At 72.5% G+C, this 25,645-nt stretch carries 22 protein-coding genes and 1 tRNA gene; 17 read left to right on the top strand and 6 right to left on the bottom strand.

Annotated elements, in window-relative coordinates; all coding sequences use genetic code 11:
• Positions 1-13: 13 nt before the first annotated feature.
• On the bottom strand, positions 14-1,858 hold the full coding sequence (locus AB0C21_RS36465) for a glycosyltransferase family protein (RefSeq protein ID WP_500210500.1): 1,845 nt from the start codon (positions 1,856-1,858) through the stop codon (positions 14-16).
• A gap of 413 nt (positions 1,859-2,271) precedes the next feature.
• Between AB0C21_RS36465 and AB0C21_RS36470 the strand changes: the two genes are divergently transcribed.
• Positions 2,272-3,597, top strand: a complete 1,326-nt coding sequence (locus AB0C21_RS36470) for a glycosyltransferase family 2 protein (RefSeq protein ID WP_500210501.1) — start codon at positions 2,272-2,274, stop codon at positions 3,595-3,597.
• 178 nt (positions 3,598-3,775) lie between these two features.
• A complete protein-coding gene (locus AB0C21_RS36475; protein WP_500210503.1) occupies positions 3,776-5,659 on the top strand; it encodes a hypothetical protein in 1,884 nt (627 codons plus the stop codon).
• On the opposite strand, the gene AB0C21_RS36480 is transcribed toward AB0C21_RS36475, so the two are convergent.
• Positions 5,656-7,272, bottom strand: coding sequence for an ArnT family glycosyltransferase (locus tag AB0C21_RS36480; protein WP_500210504.1), 1,617 nt, complete (start codon positions 7,270-7,272; stop codon positions 5,656-5,658). The genes AB0C21_RS36475 and AB0C21_RS36480 overlap by 4 nt on opposite strands.
• 182 nt (positions 7,273-7,454) lie before the next feature.
• On the opposite strand from AB0C21_RS36480, the gene metG reads away from it, so the two are divergent.
• The 10 genes from metG to AB0C21_RS36530 all read left to right on the top strand — a co-directional run bounded on the left by metG (position 7,455) and on the right by AB0C21_RS36530 (position 17,959).
• A complete protein-coding gene (gene metG / locus AB0C21_RS36485) occupies positions 7,455-9,248 on the top strand; it encodes a methionine--tRNA ligase (RefSeq protein WP_500210506.1) in 1,794 nt (597 codons plus the stop codon).
• Positions 9,245-10,069, top strand: a complete 825-nt coding sequence (locus tag AB0C21_RS36490) for a TatD family hydrolase (RefSeq protein ID WP_500210507.1) — start codon at positions 9,245-9,247, stop codon at positions 10,067-10,069. Before metG ends, AB0C21_RS36490 begins: the two co-directional genes overlap by 4 nt.
• Positions 10,070-10,227: 158 nt before the next feature.
• Positions 10,228-11,052, top strand: a complete 825-nt coding sequence (locus AB0C21_RS36495; protein ID WP_500210508.1) for a resuscitation-promoting factor — start codon at positions 10,228-10,230, stop codon at positions 11,050-11,052.
• A gap of 59 nt (positions 11,053-11,111) precedes the next feature.
• A complete protein-coding gene (rsmA, locus tag AB0C21_RS36500) occupies positions 11,112-12,017 on the top strand; it encodes a 16S rRNA (adenine(1518)-N(6)/adenine(1519)-N(6))-dimethyltransferase RsmA (protein WP_500210511.1) in 906 nt (301 codons plus the stop codon).
• Positions 12,014-13,198, top strand: a complete 1,185-nt coding sequence (locus tag AB0C21_RS36505) for a glycoside hydrolase family 26 protein (protein ID WP_500210512.1) — start codon at positions 12,014-12,016, stop codon at positions 13,196-13,198. The genes rsmA and AB0C21_RS36505 overlap by 4 nt, the downstream gene beginning before the upstream one ends.
• 21 nt (positions 13,199-13,219) lie before the next feature.
• The gene (locus AB0C21_RS36510; protein ID WP_500210514.1) at positions 13,220-14,149 is read left to right on the top strand and encodes a 4-(cytidine 5'-diphospho)-2-C-methyl-D-erythritol kinase; all 930 of its coding nucleotides are present in this window, start codon (positions 13,220-13,222) and stop codon (positions 14,147-14,149) included.
• A 126-nt stretch (positions 14,150-14,275) separates the two neighbouring features.
• A complete protein-coding gene (locus AB0C21_RS36515) occupies positions 14,276-14,521 on the top strand; it encodes a hypothetical protein (RefSeq protein WP_500210515.1) in 246 nt (81 codons plus the stop codon).
• A gap of 89 nt (positions 14,522-14,610) precedes the next feature.
• Entirely contained in the window at positions 14,611-14,970 is a 360-nt protein-coding gene (locus tag AB0C21_RS36520) for a collagen-like triple helix repeat-containing protein (protein WP_500210518.1), read from the top strand.
• A 60-nt stretch (positions 14,971-15,030) separates the two neighbouring features.
• On the top strand, positions 15,031-16,794 hold the full coding sequence (locus tag AB0C21_RS36525) for an ABC-F family ATP-binding cassette domain-containing protein (protein ID WP_500210519.1): 1,764 nt from the start codon (positions 15,031-15,033) through the stop codon (positions 16,792-16,794).
• A 46-nt stretch (positions 16,795-16,840) separates the two neighbouring features.
• A complete protein-coding gene (locus AB0C21_RS36530; protein WP_500210521.1) occupies positions 16,841-17,959 on the top strand; it encodes an amidase in 1,119 nt (372 codons plus the stop codon).
• Between the two features lie 10 nt (positions 17,960-17,969).
• On the opposite strand, the gene AB0C21_RS36535 is transcribed toward AB0C21_RS36530, so the two are convergent.
• Positions 17,970-18,458, bottom strand: coding sequence for a MarR family winged helix-turn-helix transcriptional regulator (locus tag AB0C21_RS36535; RefSeq protein ID WP_500210523.1), 489 nt, complete (start codon positions 18,456-18,458; stop codon positions 17,970-17,972).
• Between the two features lie 45 nt (positions 18,459-18,503).
• Positions 18,504-19,304: a patatin-like phospholipase family protein gene (locus AB0C21_RS36540; protein WP_500210525.1), complete on the bottom strand. Its 801-nt coding sequence runs from the start codon at positions 19,302-19,304 to the stop codon at positions 18,504-18,506.
• A gap of 114 nt (positions 19,305-19,418) precedes the next feature.
• On the opposite strand from AB0C21_RS36540, the gene AB0C21_RS36545 reads away from it, so the two are divergent.
• Positions 19,419-20,213 carry a trans-aconitate 2-methyltransferase gene (locus tag AB0C21_RS36545; protein WP_500210526.1) on the top strand — a complete coding sequence of 265 codons (795 nt, stop codon included), beginning with the start codon at positions 19,419-19,421 and terminating at the stop codon, positions 20,211-20,213.
• A 176-nt stretch (positions 20,214-20,389) separates the two neighbouring features.
• On the top strand, positions 20,390-20,752 hold the full coding sequence (locus AB0C21_RS36550) for a VOC family protein (protein ID WP_353818050.1): 363 nt from the start codon (positions 20,390-20,392) through the stop codon (positions 20,750-20,752).
• Here AB0C21_RS36550 and AB0C21_RS36555 read toward each other — a convergent pair.
• Together AB0C21_RS36555 and AB0C21_RS36560 are read right to left on the bottom strand one after the other, a co-directional pair.
• Positions 20,744-21,526, bottom strand: coding sequence for a TetR/AcrR family transcriptional regulator (locus AB0C21_RS36555; protein WP_268843265.1), 783 nt, complete (start codon positions 21,524-21,526; stop codon positions 20,744-20,746). The two genes, AB0C21_RS36550 and AB0C21_RS36555, sit on opposite strands and share 9 nt — an antisense overlap.
• 17 nt (positions 21,527-21,543) lie before the next feature.
• Positions 21,544-22,497, bottom strand: coding sequence for an acyl-CoA desaturase (locus AB0C21_RS36560; protein WP_500210527.1), 954 nt, complete (start codon positions 22,495-22,497; stop codon positions 21,544-21,546).
• Between the two features lie 441 nt (positions 22,498-22,938).
• Here AB0C21_RS36560 and AB0C21_RS36565 point away from each other — a divergent pair, with 441 nt between their 5' ends.
• From AB0C21_RS36565 to glmU, 3 genes are all read left to right on the top strand, one after another.
• Positions 22,939-23,712: a hypothetical protein gene (locus AB0C21_RS36565; protein ID WP_500210529.1), complete on the top strand. Its 774-nt coding sequence runs from the start codon at positions 22,939-22,941 to the stop codon at positions 23,710-23,712.
• Between the two features lie 75 nt (positions 23,713-23,787).
• Positions 23,788-23,860, top strand: a tRNA-Gln gene (locus AB0C21_RS36570).
• Between the two features lie 167 nt (positions 23,861-24,027).
• Positions 24,028-25,473 carry a bifunctional UDP-N-acetylglucosamine diphosphorylase/glucosamine-1-phosphate N-acetyltransferase GlmU gene (glmU, locus tag AB0C21_RS36575; protein WP_500210530.1) on the top strand — a complete coding sequence of 482 codons (1,446 nt, stop codon included), beginning with the start codon at positions 24,028-24,030 and terminating at the stop codon, positions 25,471-25,473.
• The last annotated feature ends 172 nt before the right edge of the window (positions 25,474-25,645 follow it).

Below are 25,645 nucleotides of genomic sequence, written 5' to 3' on the forward strand. Positions count from 1 at the left end.
GCGGCTCTGCCGTTCAGGCCGTGACCTCGGTGGCCCGGGGTGAGTCGGGCACCGCCGGCTCGGTGGGCTGCGCGGGCTCGGCGGACGGCGCCGACTCGCTCTTCGCGCGCCGGGCGAGGCGGCGCGTCCACCCGGTCACCGTCTCGCGGGCCTCGGGCCGGAACGCCAGCCCCGCGGCGAGCGCCGCCAGCGGGACGGCGGGCAGCACGTACCGGTAGTCGAACTCGGCGGTGGCCGCGGGCGCGAGCAGCAGCCCGGTGGCGAGCGTCCACGGCAGCAGCGCCTCGCCGCCGAACCGGCGCCACAGCGGGACCAGCCCGGCCAGGCCGATGAGCAGGATGCCGCCGACCATCGTCCCGCGCAGGTAGAAGACGTCCTGGTAGCCGCGGGCGACGCCGGCGAACGGCTCGGCGACCTGCGTGCGGGCGTTGCCGTGCTCGTAGCCGCGCGCGTCCTGCGCCGCCGTCCCGCCGCCGGGCATGTGCCAGTCGGGCAGCGGCCTGCTCTTCTTCTCGAACTCGTACTGCGAGTACGTCGCCGGGTCGGGGAACACCGTGCGCTTCCACTGGAAGACCCGGAAGAAGTCGTGCGCGACGACCCGCGCGTAGTCGAGCGGCTGGGCGGTGATGGCGCGCTTGGCGAAGTCGTTGCCGAGCTTGTTGTTCTCGGGGCTGAACCGCGTGCCCGTGTAGCGGTTGAGCGGGGAGCGGGCGTTCCAGATGCCGTCCTGCGAGTTGGGCAGCCGGTTCCCGGGCTCGGTGCACAGCGGGTACTCGCTGACCGGCAGGTCCTTCATCCGGTGGCAGTCGGCGAACTTGTAGACCCGGGCGTACAGGAAGATCCCGTTGCTCTCGGTGATCGCGAACTTGTCGCTCTCGGCCTTGTACCAGCCCATGTAGCCGAGCACCGGCAGCAGGCAGGCGACCAGCGTCGCGGCCATGAGCCGCCAGCCGCAGCGCCGGATCAGCATGTACACCAGCACGCCGAGGAGCACCGGCATGCCGACCGAGCGGGTGAGCCAGGCCATCCCGACGATGAGCCCGACCGCCGCGGCGATCTTCCAGGTCGGGCGGTCCCGCCAGAGCAGCAGCGTGACCGCGCACATCACCAGGAACGTGAACGTCGTGTCCGAGAGCACCAGGTGCTCGAGCTGGAGCTGGTAGGCGTCCAGCAGGACCGGCGCGGACGCGAGCGCGGCGCCCCAGCCGGGCAGCCGGAACCGGCGCCGCAGCAGCGCGTAGATCATCACGCCCATCGCCAGGCCCATGAGGTGCTGGATCCCGGCGACCAGCGCGAAGCTGTGGAAAGGCTTCAGGGCGAGCAGCAGGAACGAGTACCCGTCGGGCCGCAGCGGGTGCGGATACGGGTCCATCGCGACGTTCAGGTAGTCGAAGCTGTCGTTGAAGAACATCACCGGCTGGTAGCCGAGCATCGTTACCAGGCGGAGCAGCGCCGCTATGGCAATGATCACACTGAACGTCGGATTCCGGCGCGCCAGCGTCCACAGGCCGCGGGCGCGCCCGCGGCCGGGCTCCGCGGTCGTATCGGTCGGCTCCTCCGGCGCGTCCCCCGATTCCGGACGTACCTTTGTGTCCGTTTCCGGGCCGTCCTCAATGGCGGTGCCGGAATCGGCGACCGTGGCGCGGGATATGCCGGGCTCCAGTGCCGCCGACGCGGAACCGAGCGCGGCCTTGCCGGAGCCTGGAGGAGATTTGGCCGAATCCGGGATGGTCTTCGGCCCCCCGGGCGTGTCGCCCGGGACGTCCGTCGTCGCGGCGGACGCGGCCGCCGTGGCCAGGGCCGTTCCGCCCTGCGCCGACCCGTCGAGCGCGGTGCCCCGCGGCGTTTCCCCCGCCACTGCCGCACCTTCCCTTCGATGTCCGGCCCCCGGTCCGGTGGCACTGAGTCCGTCCCCGGCACTACGTTCGTCCACGGCACTGCGTCCTGCGGAGCGCGTCACAGCCGCCCAACCCTTTCCGGGCCGCCGTGCCCGTATGCTTGACGTCCTAACATGCCGCCCGCGATCGCGCCGGATAGGGTTTTCCGGTTGCAAGTGGGCAACACGATACGGGTGCTCTTGACGAGAGCGGCCCTCAAGCCCCGCCCTCGGCGGGCATCATTGAACGCTGACGGGCCGTCCCGAGGAACCACACGCGGAACAACAGAGATTAGTGGAAAACGCCGCAGACGGTCAGCAGGTGTAACAGGGTCACCAAGAGTAACGACGCCACCAGGGGTAACGAAGGAGATCGCGTGGAACTCTCCGTAGTGATGCCATGTCTGAACGAGGCCGAGACGGTCGAGACCTGCGTCCGCAAGACGATCGCCTTCTTCGAGGACAAGGGCATCGACGGCGAGGTGGTCATCGCCGACAACGGCAGCACGGACGGCAGCCAGCAGCTCGCGCGGGACGCGGGCGCGCGCGTCGTGCCGGTGATCGACAAGGGTTACGGCAACGCCCTCATGGGCGGGATCCGGGCCGCGCGCGGCAAGTACGTCGCGATGGGCGACGCCGACGACTCCTACGACTTCGCCACCCTCGGCCCGTTCCTCGACGAGCTGCGCGACGGCGCCGACCTCGTCATGGGCAACCGGTTCAAGGGGGGCATCGCCGACGGCGCCATGCCGCCGCTGCACCGCTACCTCGGCAACCCCGTGCTCAGCTTCGTCGGCCGGCTGTTCTTCGGTAGCAAGATCGGCGACTTCCACTGCGGCCTGCGCGCCTTCGACAAGGACGCGATCCTGCGGCTCGGCCTCCAGACCGGCGGCATGGAGTTCGCCAGCGAGATGGTCGTCAAGGCGACCCTCCAGGGCTACGACATCCGCGAGGTGCCGACCACGCTGTCGCCGGACGGGCGGACCCGCGCCCCGCACCTCAACACCTGGCGCGACGGCTGGCGCCATCTGCGCTTCCTCATGCTCTACAGCCCCCGCTGGCTGTTCCTCATCCCCGGCCTCGTCTTCATGACGCTCGGCCTGATCGCCGGGATCGCGCTCTCGACCGGTCCGGTGACCGTCGGAGAGATCGCCTTCGACGTCGACACGCTGGTCGGCGCGTCCGCCGCGCTGGTGATCGGCTTCCAGGCGGTGCTGTTCGCGCTGCTGACGAAGGTCTATGCGATGCAGGAGGGCTTCCTCCCGCACGACCGCCGGGTGCAGCGCGTCATCGACTGGTGGAGCCTGGAGCGCGGCCTGCTGCTCGGCGGGCTGCTCGCCGCCGCCGGCCTCGCCGGCCTCGTCGCCTCCCTGCTGCACTGGCGGGTGAACAGCTTCGGCGAGCTCGACCCGCGGCACTCGCTGCGCATCGTCGTCCCCGCAGCGACCGCGCTCGTGATGAGCTTCCAGGCCATCTTCGCCTCGCTGTTCGTCAGCATCCTCGGCATCCGCCGCCGCCAGCACCCGCCGCTCACCGACCCGGCCGAGGAGGCCGCGGGCGTCGTCGACGCGGCCGTGCGGAAGGTCGCCGAGAGCGAGGCCGAGAAGGCGGAGCGCGCCGAGAAGGGCGCGGAGCCGGAGAAGGTCCCCGCCGCGAAGGCGGGCGCGACGGCCGGAGCCGGCGACGAGGACGGCGACGAGGACGGCGCGTCCGCGCGCTGACGGGCGCCCGCGCTCGCGGCCCGCGCGGCACGCGTCCCCGGCGGAGCCGGTCTTCGTCACCATCCGAGAAACCGCGGGGGCCGACCGTGCCGGAGGCTGAGAGCTTGCTGAGCGTCTCCGGGCCTGGGACCGGCGCCCCGCCCGCACTATGACAGGCTTGACCGTCGATGGATCTCCCTTGCCCGACCGTCCGCGCCAGGCGGGCCGTGCGCCGGTGAGCACGCGCACGCCGCCGGACGACGCCGCGCCGCCGGACGACGCCGCGCCGACGGACGACGCCGCGCCGACGCCCGCGCCGGCCGCCGTCGCGCGGCCGCCGGCGGACCCGGTCGCCGCCCCGCGCGCGGACCGCCGCCGCTGGGCCTGGCTGTTCGTGCTCGGCTGGGCCGCGCAGGTCGCCGTGCGCCTCTGGCTCGCGTCGGGGCAGACGATGCCGGTCGCGACGCCGGACGAGTCGGGCTACCTGTTCGCCGCCCGCGTCCTCACCGGCGGCCCCGACGCCGACATGTCGTTCGGGACGGTGTACCGCGGCGGCTATCCGCTGCTGCTCACGCCCGCCTTCTGGATCGGCGCGGGCCCCGTCGGGGTGTACCGGGCCGCCCTGGTGATCAACGCGCTGGTCAGCGCGGCGATGCTGCCGCTGGCCTACCTGCTGCTGCGCCGGCTGGCGGTGCGGCGGCGCTGGTCGTACGTCTTCGCGCACGTCACGGCGCTGCTGCCGTGCGTGCTCTTCTACTCCGGGTTCGTGCTGACGGACGCGATCCTGCCGGTGCTCGTGGCCGGCTGGCTGCTGCTGACGCACACCTGGCTGACCGCCCCGCCCGCGGTCGGGGGCCGCTCGCCGGTCCGGCCGACCCCGACCGGCACGGGCGCCTCGCTGCTGGTCGCCTACGCCTACGCCTGCCACACCCGCGGCGCGATCCTGCTGCTCGTGCACGCCGCGCTGCTCGGGGCCGCCCTGGTGCTGCGGTGGCGGGCCTGGCGGTCCGTGTCCGCGTCCGTGCTCGTCCTCGGCGCCGCGACGGCCGCCGGCATGCTGCTGAACCGGTCGCTGCTGCCGCACATGTACCCGCAGGGCGACAACGACCTCGGCGGCAACGTCGTGAAGCGCGTCACCACCCTGGACGGGTGGGGCTGGATGCTCTCGCTCGGCACCGGCCAGGTCTGGTACCAGGCCGTCGCGACCGGCGGCGTGGCGGCGCTCGGCCTCGTCACGGTCGCGTTCCTCGCGGTCCGCCGCACCACCCCGGGGCCGACGCGGGCGCTGGCGCTCGCGCTCCTCGCGATCGTGGCGGGCATCGCGTTCGCGACGTCGGCGGCCCTGCCGGTCGAGTACCGCATCGGCAACTACGTGTACGGCCGCTACCTGGCCAGTGTCACGCCGGTGCTGTTCGCGGTGGGCGTCGCGGTACTGATGCGCGCCTCGCGGCGGACGCTGCTGTGGACGGCCGGCGCCGCGGCCGCCCTGACGGTCGTCGCCGCTTGCGTCGTCCAGTGGTACGCGGGCGACCTGCTCACCCGGTACACCTACACGGCCTACGACTTCCCGGAGACGGCGTTCCTGACCTGGGACTGGAAGGCGTTCCACCTCTGGCACGCCACGCTGGCGGGCCTCCTGCTGCTCGCGCTGTCGGTGGCGGCCGTCCTGGTCCGGCCGCGCCGGTCGACCGGCCCGCTGCTGCTGGCGGGCCTGCTGGCCGCCGTCGCCCTTGCCATGTGCACCACCGCCACCGAGCGGATCGCGCAGCCGCTGGTGCGCGCCGAGACCGCCCACACCGACCTGCGGGGCAGCGTCGACCTGACGAAGCAGCGGTCCATCGCCGTCGACTGGAACATCTGGTGGACGATCCGGCTCTCCCAGTACTACTGGGCCTGGTGGAGCGACGGCAGCGTCTTCGACGCCCGGTGGACGGCACCGCCGCAGGACGCCGACATGGTCGTGCTGGCCTGGCCGAAGGACACGCCGCCCACCGCGTCGTGGCCGAAGGGCGCCCCGCCCGGCTGGCACGTCGTCGCCAGCCGCCGAACCGCCGAGGGCGACTGGGTCGCCTGGACCCGTTAGTTCCCGGAGCGGCTCGCGGCGGGGGGGTTCCAGAGTTGGAGTACTCCGTCCGACGAGCGCCACATGAGCGTCCAGCCCTGGGACGGCTCCGGTCGCCAGCCGCCGCCGATCTGCGACTCCATGCCGCGCCAGCGCGTGTAGAGCATCGGGCCCTCCGTCGCGTTGCGCGGGACCGGCAGGTAGTGCGGGAAGTCGCGGATCTCGCCGCGCCAGACGGGGCGGCCCCACATGTCGCGCGTGTAGAACGTGAGGGTCTGCGCGAGCCGCCGGTCGGCGCAGATCAGCGTGATGTCGCGGTGGTCGCCGAGGTAGCCGCGCAGCTCGTTCCACGCCTTGTCGCGCGGCAGCTCCGGGACGGCGCGCACGGCCGCCACCGCGTACGTCGCGCCCAGCGCGACCGCCAGGACGGGAGCCACGACGGTCCGGAGCCGCAGCCGCGACACCAGGCCGGGCGGCAGCATCCGGAACATCAGGATCAGCGAGCCGGACCCGCCGGCGAGCAGCGCGGGCAGCACCGCGAACCAGTACCGCTGGAGCCAGGCGCGCAGCGAGATGTCGTTCGGGTCGAGGACGCCGGAGAACAGCGTCAGCGGCACCGCGAGCGTGAAGAACCACACCAGGACCAGCGCAAGCCGCCGGTCACGGGTGAGGGCCCAGCCGACGATGGTGAGGGCCAGCGCGGCGGTGAAGACGAGGCCGAGGGGGTTCCACTCGTGCATCGCACGCAGGAACGACCGCGCGGCGAGCGAGCGGGTGACGTAGTCGCGGGACTGGCCGCCGTGCTCGGCGGCCGACATGAGCCCGGCCATCGGGCTGCCCCAGACGAGCTGGTTGTGGACGAAGTTGAGCAGCAGGATCGCCAGCATCGGCGCGCCGACCGTGACGTTGCGGCGCCACGGGATGCGCAGCAGCGCCAGGTAGGCGGGGATGGCGAGGAAGAGGAAGGCCAGGAACTCCCGGACGAGGAACGACGCGCCGAGGAGCACCCCGGCGGCCAGCAGCATCCGCGTCTGCGCCCGGCCGGTCCTGCGGCTCGCGACGACGAGCCCCGCCATCCCGATCGTGAACAGCCCGGCGCCCGGCATGTCCGGCAGCATGACGCCGGTCGACCAGGTGATCTCGTGGCCGAACGGGTTGGTCATGGTGAAGAACGGGTGGACCAGCATGACCGCCGCGGACACCAGGCCCGCCACGTCCCCGAACAGGGAACGGACGACCAGGTACGTCCCGACGAAGAAGGCGGCGCCGCCGACGGCCGCGACGGTGAAGTAGGCGGCCTGGCCGTCCCCGAGGACCTCCTGGGCGAGCCGCGCCGGCAGCACCAGCCCGATCCGGGTGACCTGGTGCGGCACCTCGTCGAACGGCCACTGGGTGAGCGGGATGTGGGGCCAGTCGCGGGCGGCGAGCCACACGTAGTAGGGGTCGAAGTACAGCGGCGGCGTCATGACCACCCACTGGGCGAGCACCGCGGACGCCGCGACCAGCAGCGACAGCCACACGACCCGCCGGGTCCGCCGGACCCGGCCCACCAGGCCCGTTCGCGCGGACGGCGCGTCCGGCCCCGCGTCGGCGGCTTCCCGGGCGAGCGGCTCGTCGGACGTCGTCTGGGCCATGCCTGGGTTCCCGCCTCCGCTGGTCCGTGCTGGTGGTGGCCGATCCGTGCCGCCGGCGGCCGGCCCGCGGCACCGATGGCCGCGCCCGCGCGGCGCCCCTGCGCCGCCCCCGCGCCGCCCCGCGACGCCGGACCAGGTTACTCGCGTGCCGTGGCCCCCGCGACGCGACTACCCTTGATTCCATGTCCTCGTCAAGCCGTCATATCTTGACCGCGCCCGCATGGCCGTACGCCAACGGGCCCCGTCACATCGGGCACGTCTCCGGTTTCGCGCTGCCCGCCGACATGTTCAGCCGCTACCAGCGGATGGCGGGCAGCAAGGTCCTGATGGTCAGCGGCACCGACGAGCACGGCACGCCGATCCAGGTGCAGGCCGACAAGGAGGGCGTGACGGCCCGCGAGCTGGCCGACCGCTACAGCTCCGTGATCGCCGAGGACCTGCACGGCCTCGGCATGTCGTACGACCTGTTCACCCGGACGACGACGCTGAACCACTACGCGGTCGTCCAGGAGGTCTTCAAGGGCCTGTACGACAACGGCTACATCTTCCCGACCAAGACGATGGGCGCGATCTCCCCGTCCACCGGCCGGACGCTCCCGGACCGCTACATCGAGGGCACCTGCCCCATCTGCGGGTACGACGGGGCGCGCGGCGACCAGTGCGACAACTGCGGCAACCAGCTCGACCCGATCGATCTGATCAACCCGGTGTCGCGGATCAACGGCGAGACGCCGAAGTTCACCGAGACCGAGCACTTCATGCTCGACCTGCCCGCGTTCACCGAGGTCCTCGGCCGGTACCTGCGCGGCAAGCAGGGCCAGTGGCGGCCGAACGTGCTGAAGTTCGCGCTGAACCTGCTGGACGACATGCAGCCGCGGGCGATCAGCCGCGACCTCGACTGGGGCGTGCCGATCCCGCTGGACGGCTGGCGCGACAACCCGGCCAAGAAGCTGTACGTGTGGTTCGACGCGGTCGTCGGCTACTTCTCCGCGTCGGTGGAGTGGGCGCGGCGCTCCGGCGACCCCGAGGCGTGGCGCGCCTGGTGGCAGGACCCGGAGGCCCTGTCCTACTACTTCATGGGCAAGGACAACATCGTCTTCCACGCCGAGATCTGGCCGGCGATGCTGCTCGGCTACAGCGGCCAGGGCGACCGGGGCGGCAAGCCCGGCTCGCTGGGCGCGCTGAACCTCCCGACCGAGGTCGTGTCGTCGGAGTTCCTGACGATGGAGGGCCGCAAGTTCTCCTCGTCCCGCCAGGTCGTCATCTACGTGAAGGACTTCCTGGAGCGCTACGACGTCGACGCGCTGCGCTACTACGTCGCGGTCGCGGGCCCCGAGAACCAGGACACCGACTTCACGTGGTCGGAGTTCGTCCGCCGCAACAACGACGAGCTGGTGGCCGCGTGGGGCAACCTCGTGAACCGCTCGGTGAACATGGCGGCGAAGAACTTCGGCGCGGTCCCCGAGGCGGGCGACCTCACCGACGCCGACCGGGCGCTGCTGGAGCGCAGCCGGAACGCGTTCGGGGCGGTGGGCGCCGAGCTGGAGCGCTCGCGGTTCAAGAACTCGATCACCGAGGCGCTGGACGTCGTCCGCGACGCCAACAAGTACCTGTCGGACCAGGCGCCCTGGAAGCTGAAGGACGACCCCGAGCGCGTCAAGTCGATCCTGCACACGGCGCTGCAGGTCGTCGACGACGCCAAGACGCTGCTGACGCCGTTCCTGCCGAACTCCTCGCAGAAGGTCTACGAGATGCTCGGCGGCGAAGGCGTGTGGAGCGGCATGCCGGAGCTGGAGACGGTGTCGGAGGAGGGCGGCCCCGACTACCGCGTCCTCACCGGCGACTACGCGACCGAGGCGCGCTGGGAGTCCGTGCCGATCAAGCCGGGCGTCCCGCTGGCCAAGCCGACGCCGCTGTTCAAGAAGCTGGACGCGTCGGTCGTGGACGAGGAGCTCGCCAGGCTGGAGCAGGCGTGACCCGAGACGGGGACGGGCAGGCCGCACGGTCCTACCCGCCGCTGCCGGAGCGCCTGCCCGTCGACGTCTTCGACAGCCACTGCCATCTGGACATCGTCGAGACGCCGGTGGACGAGCAGCTGAGGTCGGCGCGGGCGGCGGGCATCGCGCGGATCGTCACGATCGGCTGCGACCTGCCGTCCTCCCGGTTCGCGGTGGAGGCCGCGGGCGAGTTCGACGACGTGTACGCGGCGGTCGCGATCCACCCGAACGAGACGACGGGCATCAGCGACGCCGTCCTGGCCGACGTCGCCCTGCTGGCCGCGCACCCGAAGGTCCGCGCGATCGGCGAGACGGGCCTGGACTACTACCGCGACTGGGCGCCGAAGGACGACCAGCACCGCTCCTTCCGCGCCCACATCGACATCGCCAAGCGCACCGGCAAGGCGCTCGTCATCCACGACCGCGAGGCCCACGACGACGTGCTGGCGATCCTGGAGGAGGAGGGCCCGCCCGCGACGGTGGTCTTCCACTGCTACTCCGGCGACGCCGCCATGGCGCGGGTCTGCGCCGACCGCGGCTACCTGATGAGCTTCGCCGGGAACGTCACGTTCAAGAACGCCGAGCCGCTGCGGGAGGCGCTGCGCGCGGCGCCGCTCGACCTGCTGCTCGTGGAGACCGACGCGCCGTTCCTGACGCCGATCCCGCACCGCGGGAAGCCGAACGCCTCGTACCTGATCCCGCACACCGTCCGCGCCATGGCGGAGGTCAAGGGCGTGGACCTGGCGGAGCTGTGCACCGCGATCGCCGCGAACGGGGAGCGGGCCTTCGGGCCCTGGTGAACCCCGCCCCGCTTTCGCCCGGTATGCGGCCCCAATAGCCCGCATACCGGGCAAATGGGGCGAGTGATGGCGTTGCGGTGGCGGAGACGGGCGGGGACCTCTAATCTCTGGCCGTTGGACGGGCGCCCCCCGAGCCCGGCTCCCTGGAGGAACTCCCCGTGCCTTCCCCCCTTGCCGCGCGGACGCGCGCGCCCCGCGCACTCGCCCCCGCCGCCGTCCTGCTGGCGGCGGCGCTACTGGCCTCGGCGTGCGGCGGGGACGGCGGATCGGCCGCCCCGAAGAACGGCGTCGTCGCGGACGCGCCGCGCACCAGCGCCCCCGCGCCGCGCAAGGTCGTCATCGTGGTCGACGCGAAGAAGACCGAGACGATGACGACCGGCACGACCGTCGCGCAGGTGCTGGAGCAGGCGAAGATCGCGCTCGGCCCGCACGACCTGGTCAAGCCGGCCGCCGACCGGCCCGCCGGGGACGTCATCAAGATCATGCGGCTGCTGTCGGACCCGGTGACCAAGGTCGTGAAGACGCCGGCGCCGACGGTCCGCAAGAAGAGCTCGTCCGTCCCGCCGTGGAGCGAGAAGGAGCTGCGCAAGGGCCGTCCCGGCATCACGGTCGTGAAGGTGGCCTACGCCCGGCGCAAGGGCCGCCGGGTCATCACCGTCATCGCCAAGCAGGTGAAGCGCAAGCCCGTCGCGCGGATCGTCGCGGTGGGGCCGAAGTCGGCCAACACCGGCTCGGTGACCCGGCTGAACTGGCACGGGCTCGCCAACTGCGAGTCCCACAACAACCCCAAGGCCGTGAACCCGGCCGGGTACTACGGCCTCTACCAGTTCTCCCTGTCGTCCTGGGCGTCGGTCGGCGGGTCGGGCAAGCCGTCGGACGCGAGCGCCGCCGAGCAGACCTACCGGGCGCAGCTGCTCTACAAGCGGGTGAACGGCCGCTGGCAGGGCCAGTGGCCCAACTGCGGGAAGTTCCTGTTCTCCTGAGCGGCGCCCACCGGGGACCTGGGGGACGGGCCCGCGCGACGACAGGAGAGACTTGGCGCATGGGGGACACCAGTGGCCTGCTCGGGCCGGCGGACGTGCGGGAGCTGGCCGGGCGGCTCGGCATCAGGCCGACGAAGACGCTCGGGCAGAACTTCGTCATCGACGCCAACACCGTCCGGCGGATCGTCCGGGCCGCCGAGCTGAGCCCTGACGACGTCGTCATCGAGGTGGGCCCCGGGCTCGGGTCGCTCACGCTGGCGCTGCTGCCGCTGGCGCGGCGCGTCGTCGCCGTGGAGATCGACCCGGCGCTCGCCGCGGAGCTGCCCGCCACCGCCGCGGCCCGCGAACCGGAGTTCGCCGGGCGGCTGGAGGTGGTGCGCGCCGACGCGATGAAGATCGCTGAGGTGCCGGGGCCGGCGCCGACGGCGCTCGTCGCGAACCTGCCCTACAACGTCGCCGTCCCGGTCGTCCTGCACCTGCTGGCCGTCCTGCCGTCGCTGCGGTCCGCGCTGGTGATGGTGCAGGCCGAGGTCGCCGACCGGATGGTCGCCGCGCCCGGCTCCAAGATCTACGGGGTGCCCTCGGTGAAGCTCGCCTGGTACGGGGAGGCCCGCCGGGCCGGGCCCGTGGGCCGCGCGGTGTTCTGGCCCGCGCCGAACGTCGACTCCGGGCTCGTGGCGTTCACCCGCCGCGACCCGCCGCCGACGACGGCGTCCCGGCAGGAGGTGTTCGCCGTGGTCGACGCCGCGTTCGCGCAGCGCCGCAAGACGCTGCGCGCGGCGCTCGCGGGCTGGGCCGGGTCGGCGACCGCCGCCGAGGAGGCGCTGCGCGCCGCGGGCGTGGACCCGCGGGCCCGGGGCGAAGCGCTGGACGTGGCCGCCTTCGCCCGGATTGCCGAGTATGGTCCTTCTCGCCGGGGTGATCACCCTCGAACCCCTGAGGCGAGGGCTCCCCGCGGGGGATGACGCATCAGCATGAGCCGGAGGTCGATGTGAAGGCGCGTTCGCGGGCGACGCGAGCCGGATGGCCGATCGTGGGGACGGCGCTGCTCGCGACCGCTGGCGTGGTCGCCACGGTCGCGGCGGGCTGCGGGGGCGGCGCCGGCGCGGCACCCAAGATCACGACGACGGCGCGGGCGGGCGTGGCGCCGGTCCCGCCGGCGCAGGGCGCCTACTTCGGGGCGTGGGTGCCGCCGGAGCACGCGGGCCGTCCGTCGGCCTCCGCATCCCCGTCCGGCTCCCCTTCCGACCCGTCCTCGGACCCCTCGTCGGGTTCGCCGTCCGGCTCGCCGTCGGGCTCCGCGTCGGAGACGCCGTCCGGGAAGGACGCCGGCAAGCCCGGCATGGCGCCCATCGTCGGCTTCGAGCAGCGCCTCGGCCGCCGGCTCGACATCGTGCAGAGCTACCGCGGCTGGAAGAGCGACTTCCCGGGCGCGCTGGAGGAGTCCGTCGCGGAGGGGAACCGCTACCTGCTGCTGACCTGGGACGGCGCCGACACCCGCGAGATCGTCCAGGGCGAGCACGACGAGCTGATCGCCAAGCGCGCCCGCGCCGTCAAGGCCCTCGGCAAGCCGGTGTTCCTGCGCTGGTCGCGGGACATGGACAAGTCCACCAACCAGAGGAGCGTGCACTCGGCGGCCGACTTCACCGCCGCCTGGAAGCACGTGCGGGAGATCTTCAAGCGGGAGCGGGTCGACAACGTCGCCTGGGTGTGGTGCCCGACCGCCCGCGGCTTCAGCGGCGCGAACGCGGGCTCGTACTACCCCGGCGACGACCAGGTCGACTGGATCTGCGCCGACGCGCAGCCCGGTGCCGACTACGACTACCGCGACCTGTCGGAGGCGCTGAAGCTGTTCACCGAGTGGGCCCGCGGGCGGCACAAGCCCATCATGATCGCCGAGTTCGGGGTGCCGAAGTCCTACGGCCCGCGCCGCGCCGAATGGCTCCGCGAGGCCGCCAAGACCCTCCAGGATCCGCAGGTCAAGGCCGTCGTGTACTTCAACTCCGACGAGCAGGCGAAGAACGCCCGCGACAAGCGCCGCGCCTACTCGGTGACCGGCGACCTGCACGCGACCTCGGCGCTCCGCGAACTCGCCACCACGCCCTACTTCAACCCCCGCAACCTCCCCGTCACCAGTGGCGGCTGAGGGTCCCGTAGGGTTTCGCGAGTGAGCGCAGTGACGGTGCGGGTCCCCGCCAAGGTGAACCTCCAGCTCGGCGTCGGTCCGGTCCGCGACGACGGCTACCACGACCTCGTCAACGTGTTCCACGCCGTGTCCCTGTTCGACGAGGTGACGGCCGAGCCGGCCGAGCGGCTGGCGGTGGAGGTCGAGGCGGCCCCGCACGCGAGCGTCGCGGTCGACGGCGTCCCCACCGGTGAGGACAACCTCGCCGCCAGGGCGGCCCGGCTCGTCGCCGCGCGCCTCGGCGTCGAGGGCGGCGTCCGGCTCTCGATCCGCAAGGCGATCCCGGTCGCGGGCGGCATGGCGGGCGGCAGCGCCGACGCCGCCGCCGCGCTCGTCGCGTGCGCCCGGCTCTGGGACGACCGGGAGCAGCCCGCCCTCACCCGCGACGACCTGATGGAGCTCGGCGGGGACCTCGGCAGCGACGTGCCGTTCGCCGTCCTCGGCGGCACGGCCGTCGGCCTCGGGCGCGGCGAGCGGCTCACCCCCGCCCTCACCCGCGGGACGTTCCACTGGGTGTTCGCCACCGCCGACGGCGGCCTGTCCACGCCCGCCGTCTACGGTGAATGCGACCGGCTCCGCCTGGCGGCGGGGGAGGCGGCCGCCTGGCCGACCGTGTCCGAGGCGCTGATGACCGCGCTCGCCACCGGGGACGCCAAGGCCCTCGGCGCCGCGCTCTCCAACGACCTGGAGCCCGCCGCCCTGTCGCTGCGCCCGTCGCTGCGCCGCACGCTCGACACCGGCCGGGAACTCGGCGCGATCGGAGCGCTCGTCTCCGGCTCCGGCCCCACCTGCGCGTTCCTCGCCGAGACCCGCGAGGACGCCGCCGCCCTGGCGGACGCGCTGGAGACCGCCGGCGTCGCCAAGCAGATCGTCCGGGCCCACGGACCCGTCCCCGGGGCCACAGTCCTCTGACGGAACGGTGTGCCTGCCATGTCCCGGTAGCTGCCATCGTCACACAAGCGAACCTCGGGGTAGCGGAGCGCGTCCTCTAACGGTGACACCGGTTCCTTCGGTAGACCCGACCGGCGAGGTGGAACGATGACGTATCTGTCCGCGATGCTGGGCCTGGTGGCGATCGCCATGATGGGGACGCTCGTCCTGCTGGCGGTGCGCCGCGACCGGCACCTGCGCCGCAACGCCCCCGACAAGGTGGTGGCGGCGGCCGCCGGAACCGGGTCCGCGTTTCCGGATTCCGCGGTGCCGGGCCCCGCGGCCTCGGACGACGCCGCGCCGGAGCCCGCGGCCCCCGGCTCCGTGGTGCCGAGGGAGCCGGGCGGGCAGTAGGCTCGCCGCGCGGCCGGGACCTTGGTCGCCCTGATCGACAGGTTCGCCTCCCCCGATTGTCGGAACTCAGCGAAATGGCTCGGCTTGGCATGCTGTCCCCCTTCCTGGTCCTGCTCCTGCTCCTGTTCTTTGCCGCCGTCGTGGTGGTCCTAGTGGTGATCGCCACCAGCTCGTCGAGGTCCCGCAGGGGCGCGGCCTACGGGCCGCCCGGCGCCTCGTACCCGCCCCAGCAGCACCCCGGCCAGTACGGCCAGCCGGGCCAGTACGGCCAGCCGGGCCAGTACGGCCAACCTGGTCAGTACGGCCAGCCGGGGCAATACGGCCAGCCCGGTCAGCCCGGTCAGTACGGCCAGCCGGGGGATCAGGGCCAGTACGGGCAGCCTGGGGAGCCGGGCCAGTACGGGCAGCCGGAGCAGCCCGGTCCTTCGAGCCCGCCGCCCCCGAACTGATCGTCCGGGCGGGGCGCGCCGTGCGAGCGGTGCGCGGAGGGCAATACGCTTGAAGGCGCCGTGAATCTGATCAATCTTGAGAACGTCGCCAAGGCCTACGGGCCCAAGCCACTGCTCGACGCCGTGTCCCTCGGCCTGGACGAGGGCGACCGCGTCGGCGTCGTCGGCCGCAACGGCGGCGGCAAGAGCACCCTCGTGTCCGTCCTCGCGCGGGAGACCGAACCCGACGACGGCCGCGTCACCCACGCGCGCGGTCTCCGGCTCGGCTACCTGACCCAGCGGGACGCGTTCCCGGAGTCCGCGACCGTCCGGTCCGTAGTGCTGGGCGACCGCGCCGAGCACGAGTGGGCCGGCGACGTCCGCGCCCGCGACATCCTCGGCGGCCTGCTCGCCGACCTCGACCTGGACGCGCCGCTGGCGGGGATGTCCGGCGGGGAGCGCCGCCGCGTCGCGCTGGCCCGGCTCCTCGTCCCCGAGTCCGACCTGCTCCTGCTGGACGAGCCCACCAACCACCTCGACATCGAGGCGATCGACTGGCTGGCCCGGCACCTGAAGGGCCGCAAGGTCGCGCTGCTCGTCGTCACCCACGACCGCTGGTTCCTGGACGAGGTCACCGACCGCACGTGGGAGGTCGTCGACGGCCGCGTCGAACGCTACGAGGGCGGCTACTCCGCCTATGTCCTCGCCAAGGCCGAACGGTCCCGCATCGCCGCCGCCACCGAGGCCAAGCGGCAGAACCTGCTCCGCAAGGAGCTGGCGTGGCTGCGCCGCGGCCCGCAGGCCCGCACGTCCAAGCCCAAGTTCCGGGTGGACGCCGCGCAGGCCCTCATCGCCGACGAGCCGCCGGCGCGCGACTCGGTGGAGCTGACCCGGTTCGCGACGGCGCGGCTCGGCAAGACCGTCTACGACATCGAGGACGTCGACGTCCGCCTCGGCGACCGCGACCTGTTCCGGCGCATGACGTGGCGGCTCGGCCCGGGCGACCGTGTCGGCCTCGTCGGCGTCAACGGCAGCGGCAAGAGCACGCTGCTGCGCCTCCTGGACGGCTCCGTCCGGCCGGTGTCCGGAACAGTGGTGCAGGGCAAGACCGTCCAGCTCGCGCACCTGTCGCAGAACCTGGAGGAGCTCGACCCCGCCCGGCGCGTCCTGGAGTCGGTGGAGGAGATCCGCCGCCGCATCACCGTGGGCAAGCGCGAGTGGACGGCGAGCCAGCTCCTCGAACGCCTCGGCTTCGCGGGCGACCGGCAGTGGACGCCCGTCGGCGACCTGTCCGGCGGCGAGCGCCGCCGCCTGCAGCTGCTCCGCCTCCTCATGGCCGAACCCAACGTCCTCCTCCTGGACGAGCCCACCAACGACCTCGACATCGAGACCCTCACCGAGGTCGAGGACCTGCTGGACGGCTGGCCCGGCACCCTCGTCGTCGTCAGCCACGACCGGTACTTCCTGGAGCGCATCACCGACCACGTCGTCGCGCTGCTCGGCGACGGCCGCGTGTCGCTGCTCCCCGGCGGCGTCGACGAGTACCTCGAACGCCGCGCCGCCGGAACCGCCCCCAAGCCCGGCGCCGTCCGCGACGAGCCCGCCCCGCCGCCCCCCAAGCCCAAGGCCGGCGGCCAGGACTGGAAGGCCCGCAAGGAGCTCGACCGCCTCGAACGCCGCCTGGAGAAGCTGGCCGGGCAGCAGGCCGCCCTCCACGAGCAGCTGGCCGCGCACGCCACCGACTACGCCAAGCTCCAGGAACTGGACGCCCGCCTCAAGGAGATCCAGACCGAGGCCGCCGAGGTCGAAGAGGAATGGCTCATGCTCGCCGAGGATCTCGGCTAGCAGGAGTCCCTTGGCGGTTTTCGGGCGTACCGGGCATCATCCCTGGATGACGACCTGGATCCTGAAGACGGACGAGCCGGGCGACGGTCCGCGACTCGCCGTCAAGGACGCGATCGACGTCGCCGGGCTGCCCACCACTGCGGGCTGCCAGGCGGTCGCCGAACGCGCCGAGCCCGCCGCGGTGGACGCGCCCGTCGTCGCGTCCGCCCGCGCGCAGGGCGCCCGCATCGCCGGCAAGACCAACCTCAACGAGTTGTGCATGGCCGCGGACGGCGTCAACCCGTGGACGGGCACGCCGGTGAACCCGCTCGACCCGTCGCGGGTCCCGGGCGGCTCGTCCAGCGGCTCCGCGGTCGCCGTCGCCACCGGCGAGGCCGACGTGGCGTTCGGGACCGACACCTCCGGGTCCGTCCGCATCCCCGCCGCGTGCTGCGGCATCGCGGGTCTGAAGACCACGAACGGCCGCGTCCCCCTGCACGGCGTCTACCCGCTGTCGCCGACGCTGGACGTCGTCGGGCCGATGGGACGCGACGTCGCCGCCGTCGTCCTCGGGATGCGCCTGCTCGAACCCGGCTTCACGCCCGTCCACTACGACCCGTCCTGGACGATCGCGCGCCTCCGCGTGGACGGCGCGGACCCGGCGATCGACGACGCCGTCGACGACGCCCTGCGCCGCCTCGGCCCCGTCACCGACGTCACGTCCGAGCACTACGCCGACGCCGCCACCGCCAACGGCGTCATCATCAGCGACGAGGCCCCGCGCCAGAACGGGCGCCTTCTCGCCGAACCGGACAAGCTGAGCGGACGCATCGCCCGCCGCATCCAGCACATGATCGACGTGTCCGAGGCCGGGATGCTCGACTGGGCGCTCGGCGTGCGAAAGGCGATCAGGGCCGAACTGGACGCCATCCTCGCCCGGCACACCGCGATCGCCCTGCCCGTCCTGACGTGCCTCCCGCCAGAACCCGACGATGCGGACGAGTCCGACCTGGTCCTCACCGCCCTGGTGGGCCAGATCAACGTGGCCGGCCTCCCCGCGTTCGCCCTCCCCGTCCCCATGCCCGGCTCGCACCTCCCCACGTCCGTCCAGCTGATCGGCCGCGCCGGCGCCGAAGAACACCTCTGCGCCCTCGCCGCCGCCCTGGAAAGCGCCCTGACCCCCTGAACTCGGGGAGTCACGCGTCGAAGGGGATGAGGAGGGTTCTCAGGAGGCCGGCGAGGGTGTCGCGCTGGTCGGGGGAGAGGCTTTCCAGGATCGCCTGCTCGCGGCGGAGGAGGTCGGCGAAGGCGGCGTCGACGCGGGTCAGGCCCGCCTTGGTCAGGCGGACCTGGACGCCGCGCTTGTCCTGCGGGTCGGGGTGCCGCTCGACCAGGCCCGCCGCCGCCAGCCGGTCGATGCGGTTCGTCATCGTGCCGGACGTCACCAGCGTCGCGTGCAGCAGGCGGCCGGGGCTCAGCTGGTAGGGGGCGCCGGCCCGGCGCAGCGCGGTGAGCACGTCGAACTCCCACGACTCCAGGTCGTGGTCGGCGAAGACGGCGCGCCGGGCGCGGTCGAGGTGGCGGGCCAGCCGGGACACGCGGCTGAGGACCTGCAGCGGCCGGACGTCCAGGTCCGGACGCTCGGTGTTCCACGCCTCGACCAGCCTGTCGACCTCATCGCGCATGCCGACACCCTACCTGTCTTGATATCGAGAAAGGTGGGTGCGGGATCAGCGCCGGGCGCCCAGCGCCGCGGCGATCCGCTCCGCCGCCTCCGGCGCCTGCCGGACCCCCTCGCGGTAGACCGGCGCCCAGCGCGACCGGTCCCCGAGGTTCGGCCCGAACGCCTCCAGCGCCCGCTCGTCCGGGACGATCCGGACGTCACCGCCGCCGCCCCGGGGCATCGGCTCCACCACGACGAGCGGCCCGGCCCCCTTCACCAGTTCCGCGTCCGACCATCCGCTGAACGCGCCGTCCATGTAGCGGCGCCCGCCGATCGGCACCGGCTCGCAGAACCCGGGCGCGGCGCTGCTCGCGGCCACCGCCAGCGTCAGCGGGACGCCGCTCGACGCGTCCCACAGCACCGGTTCGCCCGACACGGCGTCCACCCCGGTGATCAGCAGCCGGGTGCCCGGCCACGCGTCCGTGCCGACCAGGTACCGCATGCTCGCGCGATGGCGCTCCGCGGGCGGCGCCGCCGCGTCCAGCGCCAGGCGCCCGATCCGCCGCCTGGCCTCGTCCGGTTCCAGTCCCGGCGTGCCGCCCACCTCGAACACCCGCGCCATCACCGAGCCGTCCACCGGCGCGGGCGGCTCGCTCGGCGGCGGCAGCTCGGCCAGCGCCGCCAGGTCCCGGCCCGTGGTGATCGCGGCTCCGGCGATGGCGCCCGCCGACGTCCCGACGACCACCCCCGCGTCCGCCGGCTCCACGCCCGCCTCGCGCAGCCCCGCCGCCAGCCCCATCAGCCACGCCGTCCCGACCGGGCCGCCAGGGCCGAGCGCCAGCGCCCAGCCGTTCTCGTCGTCTGTCATGGCGGTGAGCCTAAGAGCCCGCTCCGCGCGGGCGCATCAGTCAGGCGACCGGGTCGCGGTGACACGCCACAAGATTCTTGACATCAAGATAGCGGCGGGGCATCATGTCTCTTGATGTCGAGAGAAACCGCGGCCGTGTGGGACCCCGCGCAGTACGGGGTCTTCGGCGACGAGCGCGCCAGGCCCTTCAACGAACTCGCCGGCCGGCTCGGCGGCCCCCCGCCCGCCCGCGTCGCCGACCTCGGCTGCGGGAGCGGCGAACTCACCGCCACCCTCGCCGCCCGCTGGCCGGGCGCCGTCATCGACGCCCTCGACAGCTCCCCCGAGATGATCGCCGCCGCGCGCGAGCACGAGATCCCGGGACGGCTGGCCTTCCGCGTCGCCGACGTCGCCGCCTGGGAGCCCGAGCACCCGGTCGACCTCGTCATCTCCAACGCCGTCCTGCAGTGGGTCCCCGAGCACCCCGACCTGCTGCCACGGTGGGTCGACGCGCTCGCCCCCGGCGGACGCCTCGCCTTTCAGGTCCCAGGCAACTTCGACGCGCCCAGCCACGTCCTGCTGCGCGAGATGGGCCGATCCCCGAAGTGGGGCGGCAGGCTCGCGCACCTGCAGCACGACGCACCCGTCCTCGACTCCGCCGGCTACCTCGACCTCCTGGCCCGCCTCGGATGCGCCGTCGATGCCTGGGAGACCACCTACATCCAGGTGCTCCAGGGCGAGGACCCCGTCCTCGAATGGGTCAAGGGCACCGCGCTGCGGCCTGTCCTCACCGCACTCGGCCCCGACGAGGCCGACGAGTTCCTCGCCGAGTACCGGGAGAGGCTCAGGCGGGCCTATCCCGCCGCTCCCTACGGCACCGTGTTCCCGTTCCGGAGGATCTTCGTGATCGCGACCAGGAACGACCCCTAGACGGGACGCCGCCCGCCTGCCCGAGGGAAGCGACTCTGTTCCCCTGCGGTGCGCCACCTCCGGCGGACGGGCGGCGTCCGTACGACCCGGCTCGCGACCCGAGACCGGCGACCCCGGCCGGCGGCCTTCCGGACGAACTCCGGAAGGCCGCCGGCGCGCCACGTCCGGAGGCAACCATGATCACCGGCGTCCACCACGTGCAGCTCGCCGCACCGCCCGGCAGCGAGGACCGGCTCCGCGCCTTCTACGGCGGCGTCCTCGGCCTCGAAGAGGTCCCCAAACCGCCCGAACTCGCCAAGCGCGGCGGAGCCTGGTTCCGCGGCCCCGGGGTCGAACTCCACCTCGGCATCGAGCCCGGCTTCCGGCCCGCCCGCAAGGCCCACCCGGGCCTGCTCGTCGACGACCTCGACGCCCTCGCGGCCCGCCTGCGGGCCGCCGGCCATGACGTCACGCCCGACGACCTGTTCCCGGGCCACCGCCGCTTCTACGCCGACGACCCCGTCGGGAACCGGCTGGAGTTCCTGCGGCCGTCAGGCTGACGGGTCCGCGAGCTCCTCGAAGTCGCGCCGCGCCCGCCGCTGGGCCTTCTCCGCCTTCGCCGCGGCCTTCTCCTCGGCCCGCTCCGCCTTCGCGGCGGCCTTCTCCGCGCGCTTCTCCTGCCGCTCCATCTCCTTGCGGCGCCGGCGCGGATCCAGCGACGGCCTCGGCTCCAGCCCGGACAGCCCGTTCCAGGCCAGGTTCACGATGTGCGCGGCCACGTCCTCGCGGCGCGGCTTGCGGACGTCCAGCCACCACTGGCCCGTCAGCGCCACCATGCCCACCAGGCTCTGCGCGTACAGCGACGCGAACTTGTCGTCGTACCCGTGGCGGTCGAACTCCTGCGCCAGTATGTACTCGACCTCGCCCGCGATCTCGCTCAGCAGGCTCGCGTAGCTGCCGGTCCCCGTCCCGCCGTGCGAGTCGCGGACGAGGATCCGGAACCCGTCCGGCCGCTCCTCGATGTACTCCAGCAGCGCCAGTGCCGCCTTCTCCAGCTTGCTCCGGTAGTGCACCACCGAGTTCAGCGAGTCGGTGACGAGCCCCAGCAGCCGCTCGAACTCCCGGTCGACGACGACCGCGTAGAGCCCCTCCTTGCCGCCGAAGTGCTCGTACACCACCGGCTTGGACACCCCGGCGGCCGACGCGATCTCCTCGACCGACGTGCCGTCCAGGCCGCGCTCGGCGAACAGCGTCCGGCCGATCTCGAGGAGCTGCTCGCGGCGTTCCTTGCCGGTCATCCGCTTCCTGCGGATCCTGGGAACGGGTTCTGTCACAGGATCAATTGTGGCGGTCAAGCCGCCTGCTTCGTGCGCTTGGCGGCGAGCCGCTCCTGGTTCGGCCAGCGGACGTCACGGGCCAGACCGAGCTTCTCGAACATCCAGATGATGCGCGCGCTGATGTCGACCTGCCCCTTCAGCACGCCGTGCCGCGCGCAGGTCGGGTCCGAGTGGTGCAGGTTGTGCCACGACTCGCCCAGCGACGGGATCGCCAGCCACCACACGTTGCGCGACTTGTCCCGGACCTCGAACTCCTCCTTGCCGAAGGTGTGGCAGATCGAGTTGATGGACCACGTGACGTGGTGGACCATCGTGATCCGGACGAACCCGGCCCAGAACAGCGCCGTGAGGAAGCCCGCCCACGACATGGTGACGAGCCCGCCGATCACCGCCGGGAGCAGGAACGACACCGCGACCAGGCCCGGGAAGGCCAGGTGGATGCGCCGGATGTCGGGGTCGTTGAGCAGGTCCTTGGCGAACCGCTGCTTGGAGGTGCGGTTGGCGTCGAACAGCCACCCGTAGTGCGCCCAGGCGAGGCCCTTGGCCAGCGCCTTCCAGTCGTCGCCGAACCGCCACGGCGAGTGCGGGTCGAACTCCTTGTCCGAGTGCTTGTGGTGCCGCCGGTGGTCGGCGACCCACGTGATGACCGGACCCTCGATGGCCAGGCTCCCGGCCAGCGCCATGAAGATCTTCAGGCCGCGGGTGGCCTTGAAGGACCCGTGGGTGAAGTAGCGGTGGTAGCCGACCGTGATGCCCCCGGCCGACAGGAGGTAGAAGACGGCCATGAGCGCGACGTCCGTCCAGCCGAGGAACCGGCCCCAGGCCAGCGGGACGGCGGCGAACAGTGCCAGGAAGGGCACCGCGGTGAACACGGCGACCAGCGCCCGTTCCGCGTTGCCGCGCTTCTGGGGCGCGAGTTCGGGACGTCGCTGCGGGCGGGGCGGATCCATCGTCGGAGCGGTTGTCATGCGTCATCACTTCCTGTGACTCGGGCAGCCTTACCTACGCCAACGTAACCTACGAGACCGTAGGTTGTGCAGAGCTGAACCGTAAAATGAGCGGGAAACTGCCTCTTCGGCCACATAACTCTCTTGCGGAACGGAGGGTTGGCGAGCCGCCGCGGAAGGACGGTCGGGCGTGGGCCCTCGCCCTGACCGTACGCGCCGTGCGAAGTGCTCCCTCGCCGGATCGCGGTTGGCGCCTCCGGAGTCGGTTGCTCCGGCCTCGCCTACCGCCGCGCCTCCGCGGAGACCGGTGCGCCGCTCGACCGGGCCCTGGCCGCTCGGCACGCAGTTTGCTTGCTCGATGACACACGTTCTAAACCAACCCGAACAAACCACTCCAGACCTGTCGCCGCTAATAGTAATAATCCAACTACGGAAAGTTAAAGTCGCTGGTACGGTTCATGCATGAGTGGACCGATGCCGGACGAGATCCGAGACAAGCTCAAGCCCAAGGCCATCGAGCTCCGCCGCCAAGGCTGGACCTACCGCGAGATCGCGGGCTCCCTCAACATCTCGATCAGCGCCTGCTCGCTGTGGTTACGGCATCTGCCCGAGCCGCCCCGGAAGGGGTATTCCCAGGAGCGGATCGCTGCGATGTGGAGGTCGCGCTGGGAGCCCCTCCACATCGCTCGCGAGCAGCAGCGCCAGGAGACCAAGCTCAAGGCTTGCCGGGAGATCGGCGAGAGAGACGAGCGCGACATTCTCATGGCGGGCGCGCTCGCCTCCTGGTGTGAGGGTGAGAAGGACAAGATCTACAAGCGCAGGGAACGGGTGTCGTTCATCAACAGCGATCCGGCCCTGATCCTCCTTTTCATGCGGTTCCTGGAGGTCGCCGAAGTGCGTCGGGAGCACTTGCGGATCAGGCTCCACATTCACGAGACGGCCGACGTCGAGGCGGCCGCCGACTGGTGGTCGGAGTTGATCGGGTACCCGGCCGAGGAGTTCCGTAAGCCCGTCATCAAGCGCCACAACCCCAAGAGCGTGCGGAAGAACCTCGTCGACGAGTACCGGGGCTGCCTGCAGATCTCCGCGAACAAGAGCGCCGAGCTCTACCGGCGCATCGAGGGGTGGGCCTACGGTGCCATGCTCGGGACCGAGGGTGCCGAGGCTCGTCTGATCAGCCGTTCCGATGAGGTGCTCGGCAAGGTCCTCGCCGACCGCGGCGGGCGAAGGCAATAAGTGTGGGGTCGTGCGGCCCGCACCGGTATCGTGGGCCCTTGCAGGCGCCCTCGCGATGGCGATGAGCCCTGCTGGTCCGCCGTAGCGTAACGGGTAACGCAGCTGATTTTGGTTCAGAAGAGTCCAGGTTCGAGTCCTGGCGGCGGAGCTGTCGGAAATGTCCCGAGGGGTGGCCCTCGGGTGGGTGATGGGGTGACAGGAGCGGGGCGGGCGGTATCCTGCCCGTGTCGGGTTCGCCCCGGCCTGCCGTGTCGTGATGTCGCAGGTGGGCGGGCCCGCGACCGATCCCCGTCCGCGATGCCGAGGAGCCTCCTTGTGAGCGCTGCGAGCCGCCCGGCCGCCGTCATCGTCCTCGCCGCGGGCGAGGGCACCCGGATGAAGTCCCGTACCTCGAAGGTGCTGCACGAGCTGTGCGGGCGCAGCATGCTCGGCCACGTGCTGGCCGCCGCCCGCGAGCTGGAGCCCGAGCGGCTCGTCGTGGTCGTCGGGCACCGGCGCGAGCAGGTCGTCGAGCACCTCGCCGAGCACGCGCCGGACGCGGAGGCCGCCGTCCAGGAGCAGCAGGGCGGGACGGGCCACGCCGTGCGGATGGCGCTGGAGCACACGGGCGCGCTGAACGGGACGGTCGTGGTGACGAACGGCGACCATCCGCTGCTGCGGGGCGAGACGCTGCGGGCGCTCGTCGAGGCGCACGAGGACGAGGGCAACGCCGTCACCGTGCTGACGACCGAGATGCCCGACGCGACCGGCTACGGGCGCATGGTCCGGGCGGCGGACGGCAGCGCCGAGGCGATCGTGGAGCACAAGGACGCCACCGAAGAGCAGCGCGCCATCAGCGAGATCAACGTCGGCATGTACGCGTTCGACGGCGCGCTCCTGGCGGACGCGCTGAAGCGGGTGACCACCGACAACGCGGGCGGCGAGGAGTACCTCACCGACGTGGTGGCGATCCTGCGCGGCGACGGCCACCGGGCGGGCGCGCATCTGGCCGCCGACTGGGTGGAGACCCAGGGCGTCAACGACAAGGTCCAGCTGGCGCAGGCGCGCAGGCAGCTGAACGACCGGATCCTCGAAGCGCACATGCGGGCCGGCGTCACCATCGTCGACCCGGCGTCCACCTGGATCGACGTGCAGGTGACCGCCGAGCCGGACGCCGAGATCCACCCGGGGACGCAGCTGCACGGCCGGACGCATCTGGGCGAGGGCGCGCGGATCGGCCCGGGCTGCACGCTGACCGACACGGTGGTCGGCGCCGGCGCGTCGGTGACCAACGCGGTGTGCGTGGAAGCGGAGATCGGGCCGGAGGCGTCGGTCGGGCCGTACGCCTATCTGCGGCCCGGGACGCGGCTGGCGCCCAAGGCCAAGATCGGGACGTACGTCGAGACCAAGAACGCCGACATCGGCGAGGGCACGAAGGTGCCGCACCTGACCTACGTGGGCGACGCCGAGATCGGCGCGGGCTCGAACATCGGCGCGAGCTCGGTGTTCGTCAACTACGACGGCGTGCAGAAGCACCGCAGCGTCATCGGCTCCCATGTGAAGGTCGGCAGCGACAACATGATCGTGGCGCCGGTGACGATCGGGGACGGCGCCTACACCGCGGCCGGCTCGGTGATCGTCCAGGACGTCCCGCCGGGGGCCATGGCGGTCGCGCGGGGGCGGCAGCGCAACGTCGAGGGCTGGGTCGAGCGCAGGCGGGCGGGAACGCCCGCGGCCGAGGCGGCCCGGCGTGCCCGGGAGGGCGAGGAGGGCGCGCGGTAGCGCGCCCGATGAGGACTGCCCCGCCGCAGGGCGGGGAGGTGGAGGACGACGGCGTCTTCCGGAACAACAGAGAGCCGCCCGACGTGAGAGCGGCTCGGTCACAAGACGACCGCGCACCGGACTCTTTGGCGCGCGGGTAGTGGGGACAACCACCCACATGTAGGGCATAGTT

Origin of the sequence: Spirillospora sp. NPDC049024 (genome assembly GCF_040649235.1) — a bacterium.
GTDB lineage: Bacteria > Actinomycetota > Actinomycetes > Streptosporangiales > Streptosporangiaceae > Spirillospora.

What these genes read in the sequence shown, in the direction of transcription:
- AB0C21_RS36470 (WP_500210501.1), top strand. Translation starts at nt 2,272, where the DNA reads ATGCCATGTCTGAACGAGGCCGAGACGGTCGAGACCTGCGTCCGCAAG.
- AB0C21_RS36480 (WP_500210504.1), bottom strand. Translation starts at nt 7,272, where the DNA reads ATGGCCCAGACGACGTCCGACGAGCCGCTCGCCCGGGAAGCCGCCGAC.
- metG (WP_500210506.1), top strand. Translation starts at nt 7,455, where the DNA reads ATGTCCTCGTCAAGCCGTCATATCTTGACCGCGCCCGCATGGCCGTAC.
- rsmA (WP_500210511.1), top strand. Translation starts at nt 11,112, where the DNA reads ATGGGGGACACCAGTGGCCTGCTCGGGCCGGCGGACGTGCGGGAGCTG.
- AB0C21_RS36505 (WP_500210512.1), top strand. Translation starts at nt 12,014, where the DNA reads ATGACGCATCAGCATGAGCCGGAGGTCGATGTGAAGGCGCGTTCGCGG.
- AB0C21_RS36515 (WP_500210515.1), top strand. Translation starts at nt 14,276, where the DNA reads ATGACGTATCTGTCCGCGATGCTGGGCCTGGTGGCGATCGCCATGATG.
- AB0C21_RS36520 (WP_500210518.1), top strand. Translation starts at nt 14,611, where the DNA reads ATGCTGTCCCCCTTCCTGGTCCTGCTCCTGCTCCTGTTCTTTGCCGCC.
- AB0C21_RS36530 (WP_500210521.1), top strand. Translation starts at nt 16,841, where the DNA reads ATGACGACCTGGATCCTGAAGACGGACGAGCCGGGCGACGGTCCGCGA.
- AB0C21_RS36535 (WP_500210523.1), bottom strand. Translation starts at nt 18,458, where the DNA reads ATGCGCGATGAGGTCGACAGGCTGGTCGAGGCGTGGAACACCGAGCGT.
- AB0C21_RS36540 (WP_500210525.1), bottom strand. Translation starts at nt 19,304, where the DNA reads ATGACAGACGACGAGAACGGCTGGGCGCTGGCGCTCGGCCCTGGCGGC.
- AB0C21_RS36545 (WP_500210526.1), top strand. Translation starts at nt 19,419, where the DNA reads ATGTCGAGAGAAACCGCGGCCGTGTGGGACCCCGCGCAGTACGGGGTC.
- AB0C21_RS36550 (WP_353818050.1), top strand. Translation starts at nt 20,390, where the DNA reads ATGATCACCGGCGTCCACCACGTGCAGCTCGCCGCACCGCCCGGCAGC.
- AB0C21_RS36560 (WP_500210527.1), bottom strand. Translation starts at nt 22,497, where the DNA reads ATGACAACCGCTCCGACGATGGATCCGCCCCGCCCGCAGCGACGTCCC.
- AB0C21_RS36565 (WP_500210529.1), top strand. Translation starts at nt 22,939, where the DNA reads ATGAGTGGACCGATGCCGGACGAGATCCGAGACAAGCTCAAGCCCAAG.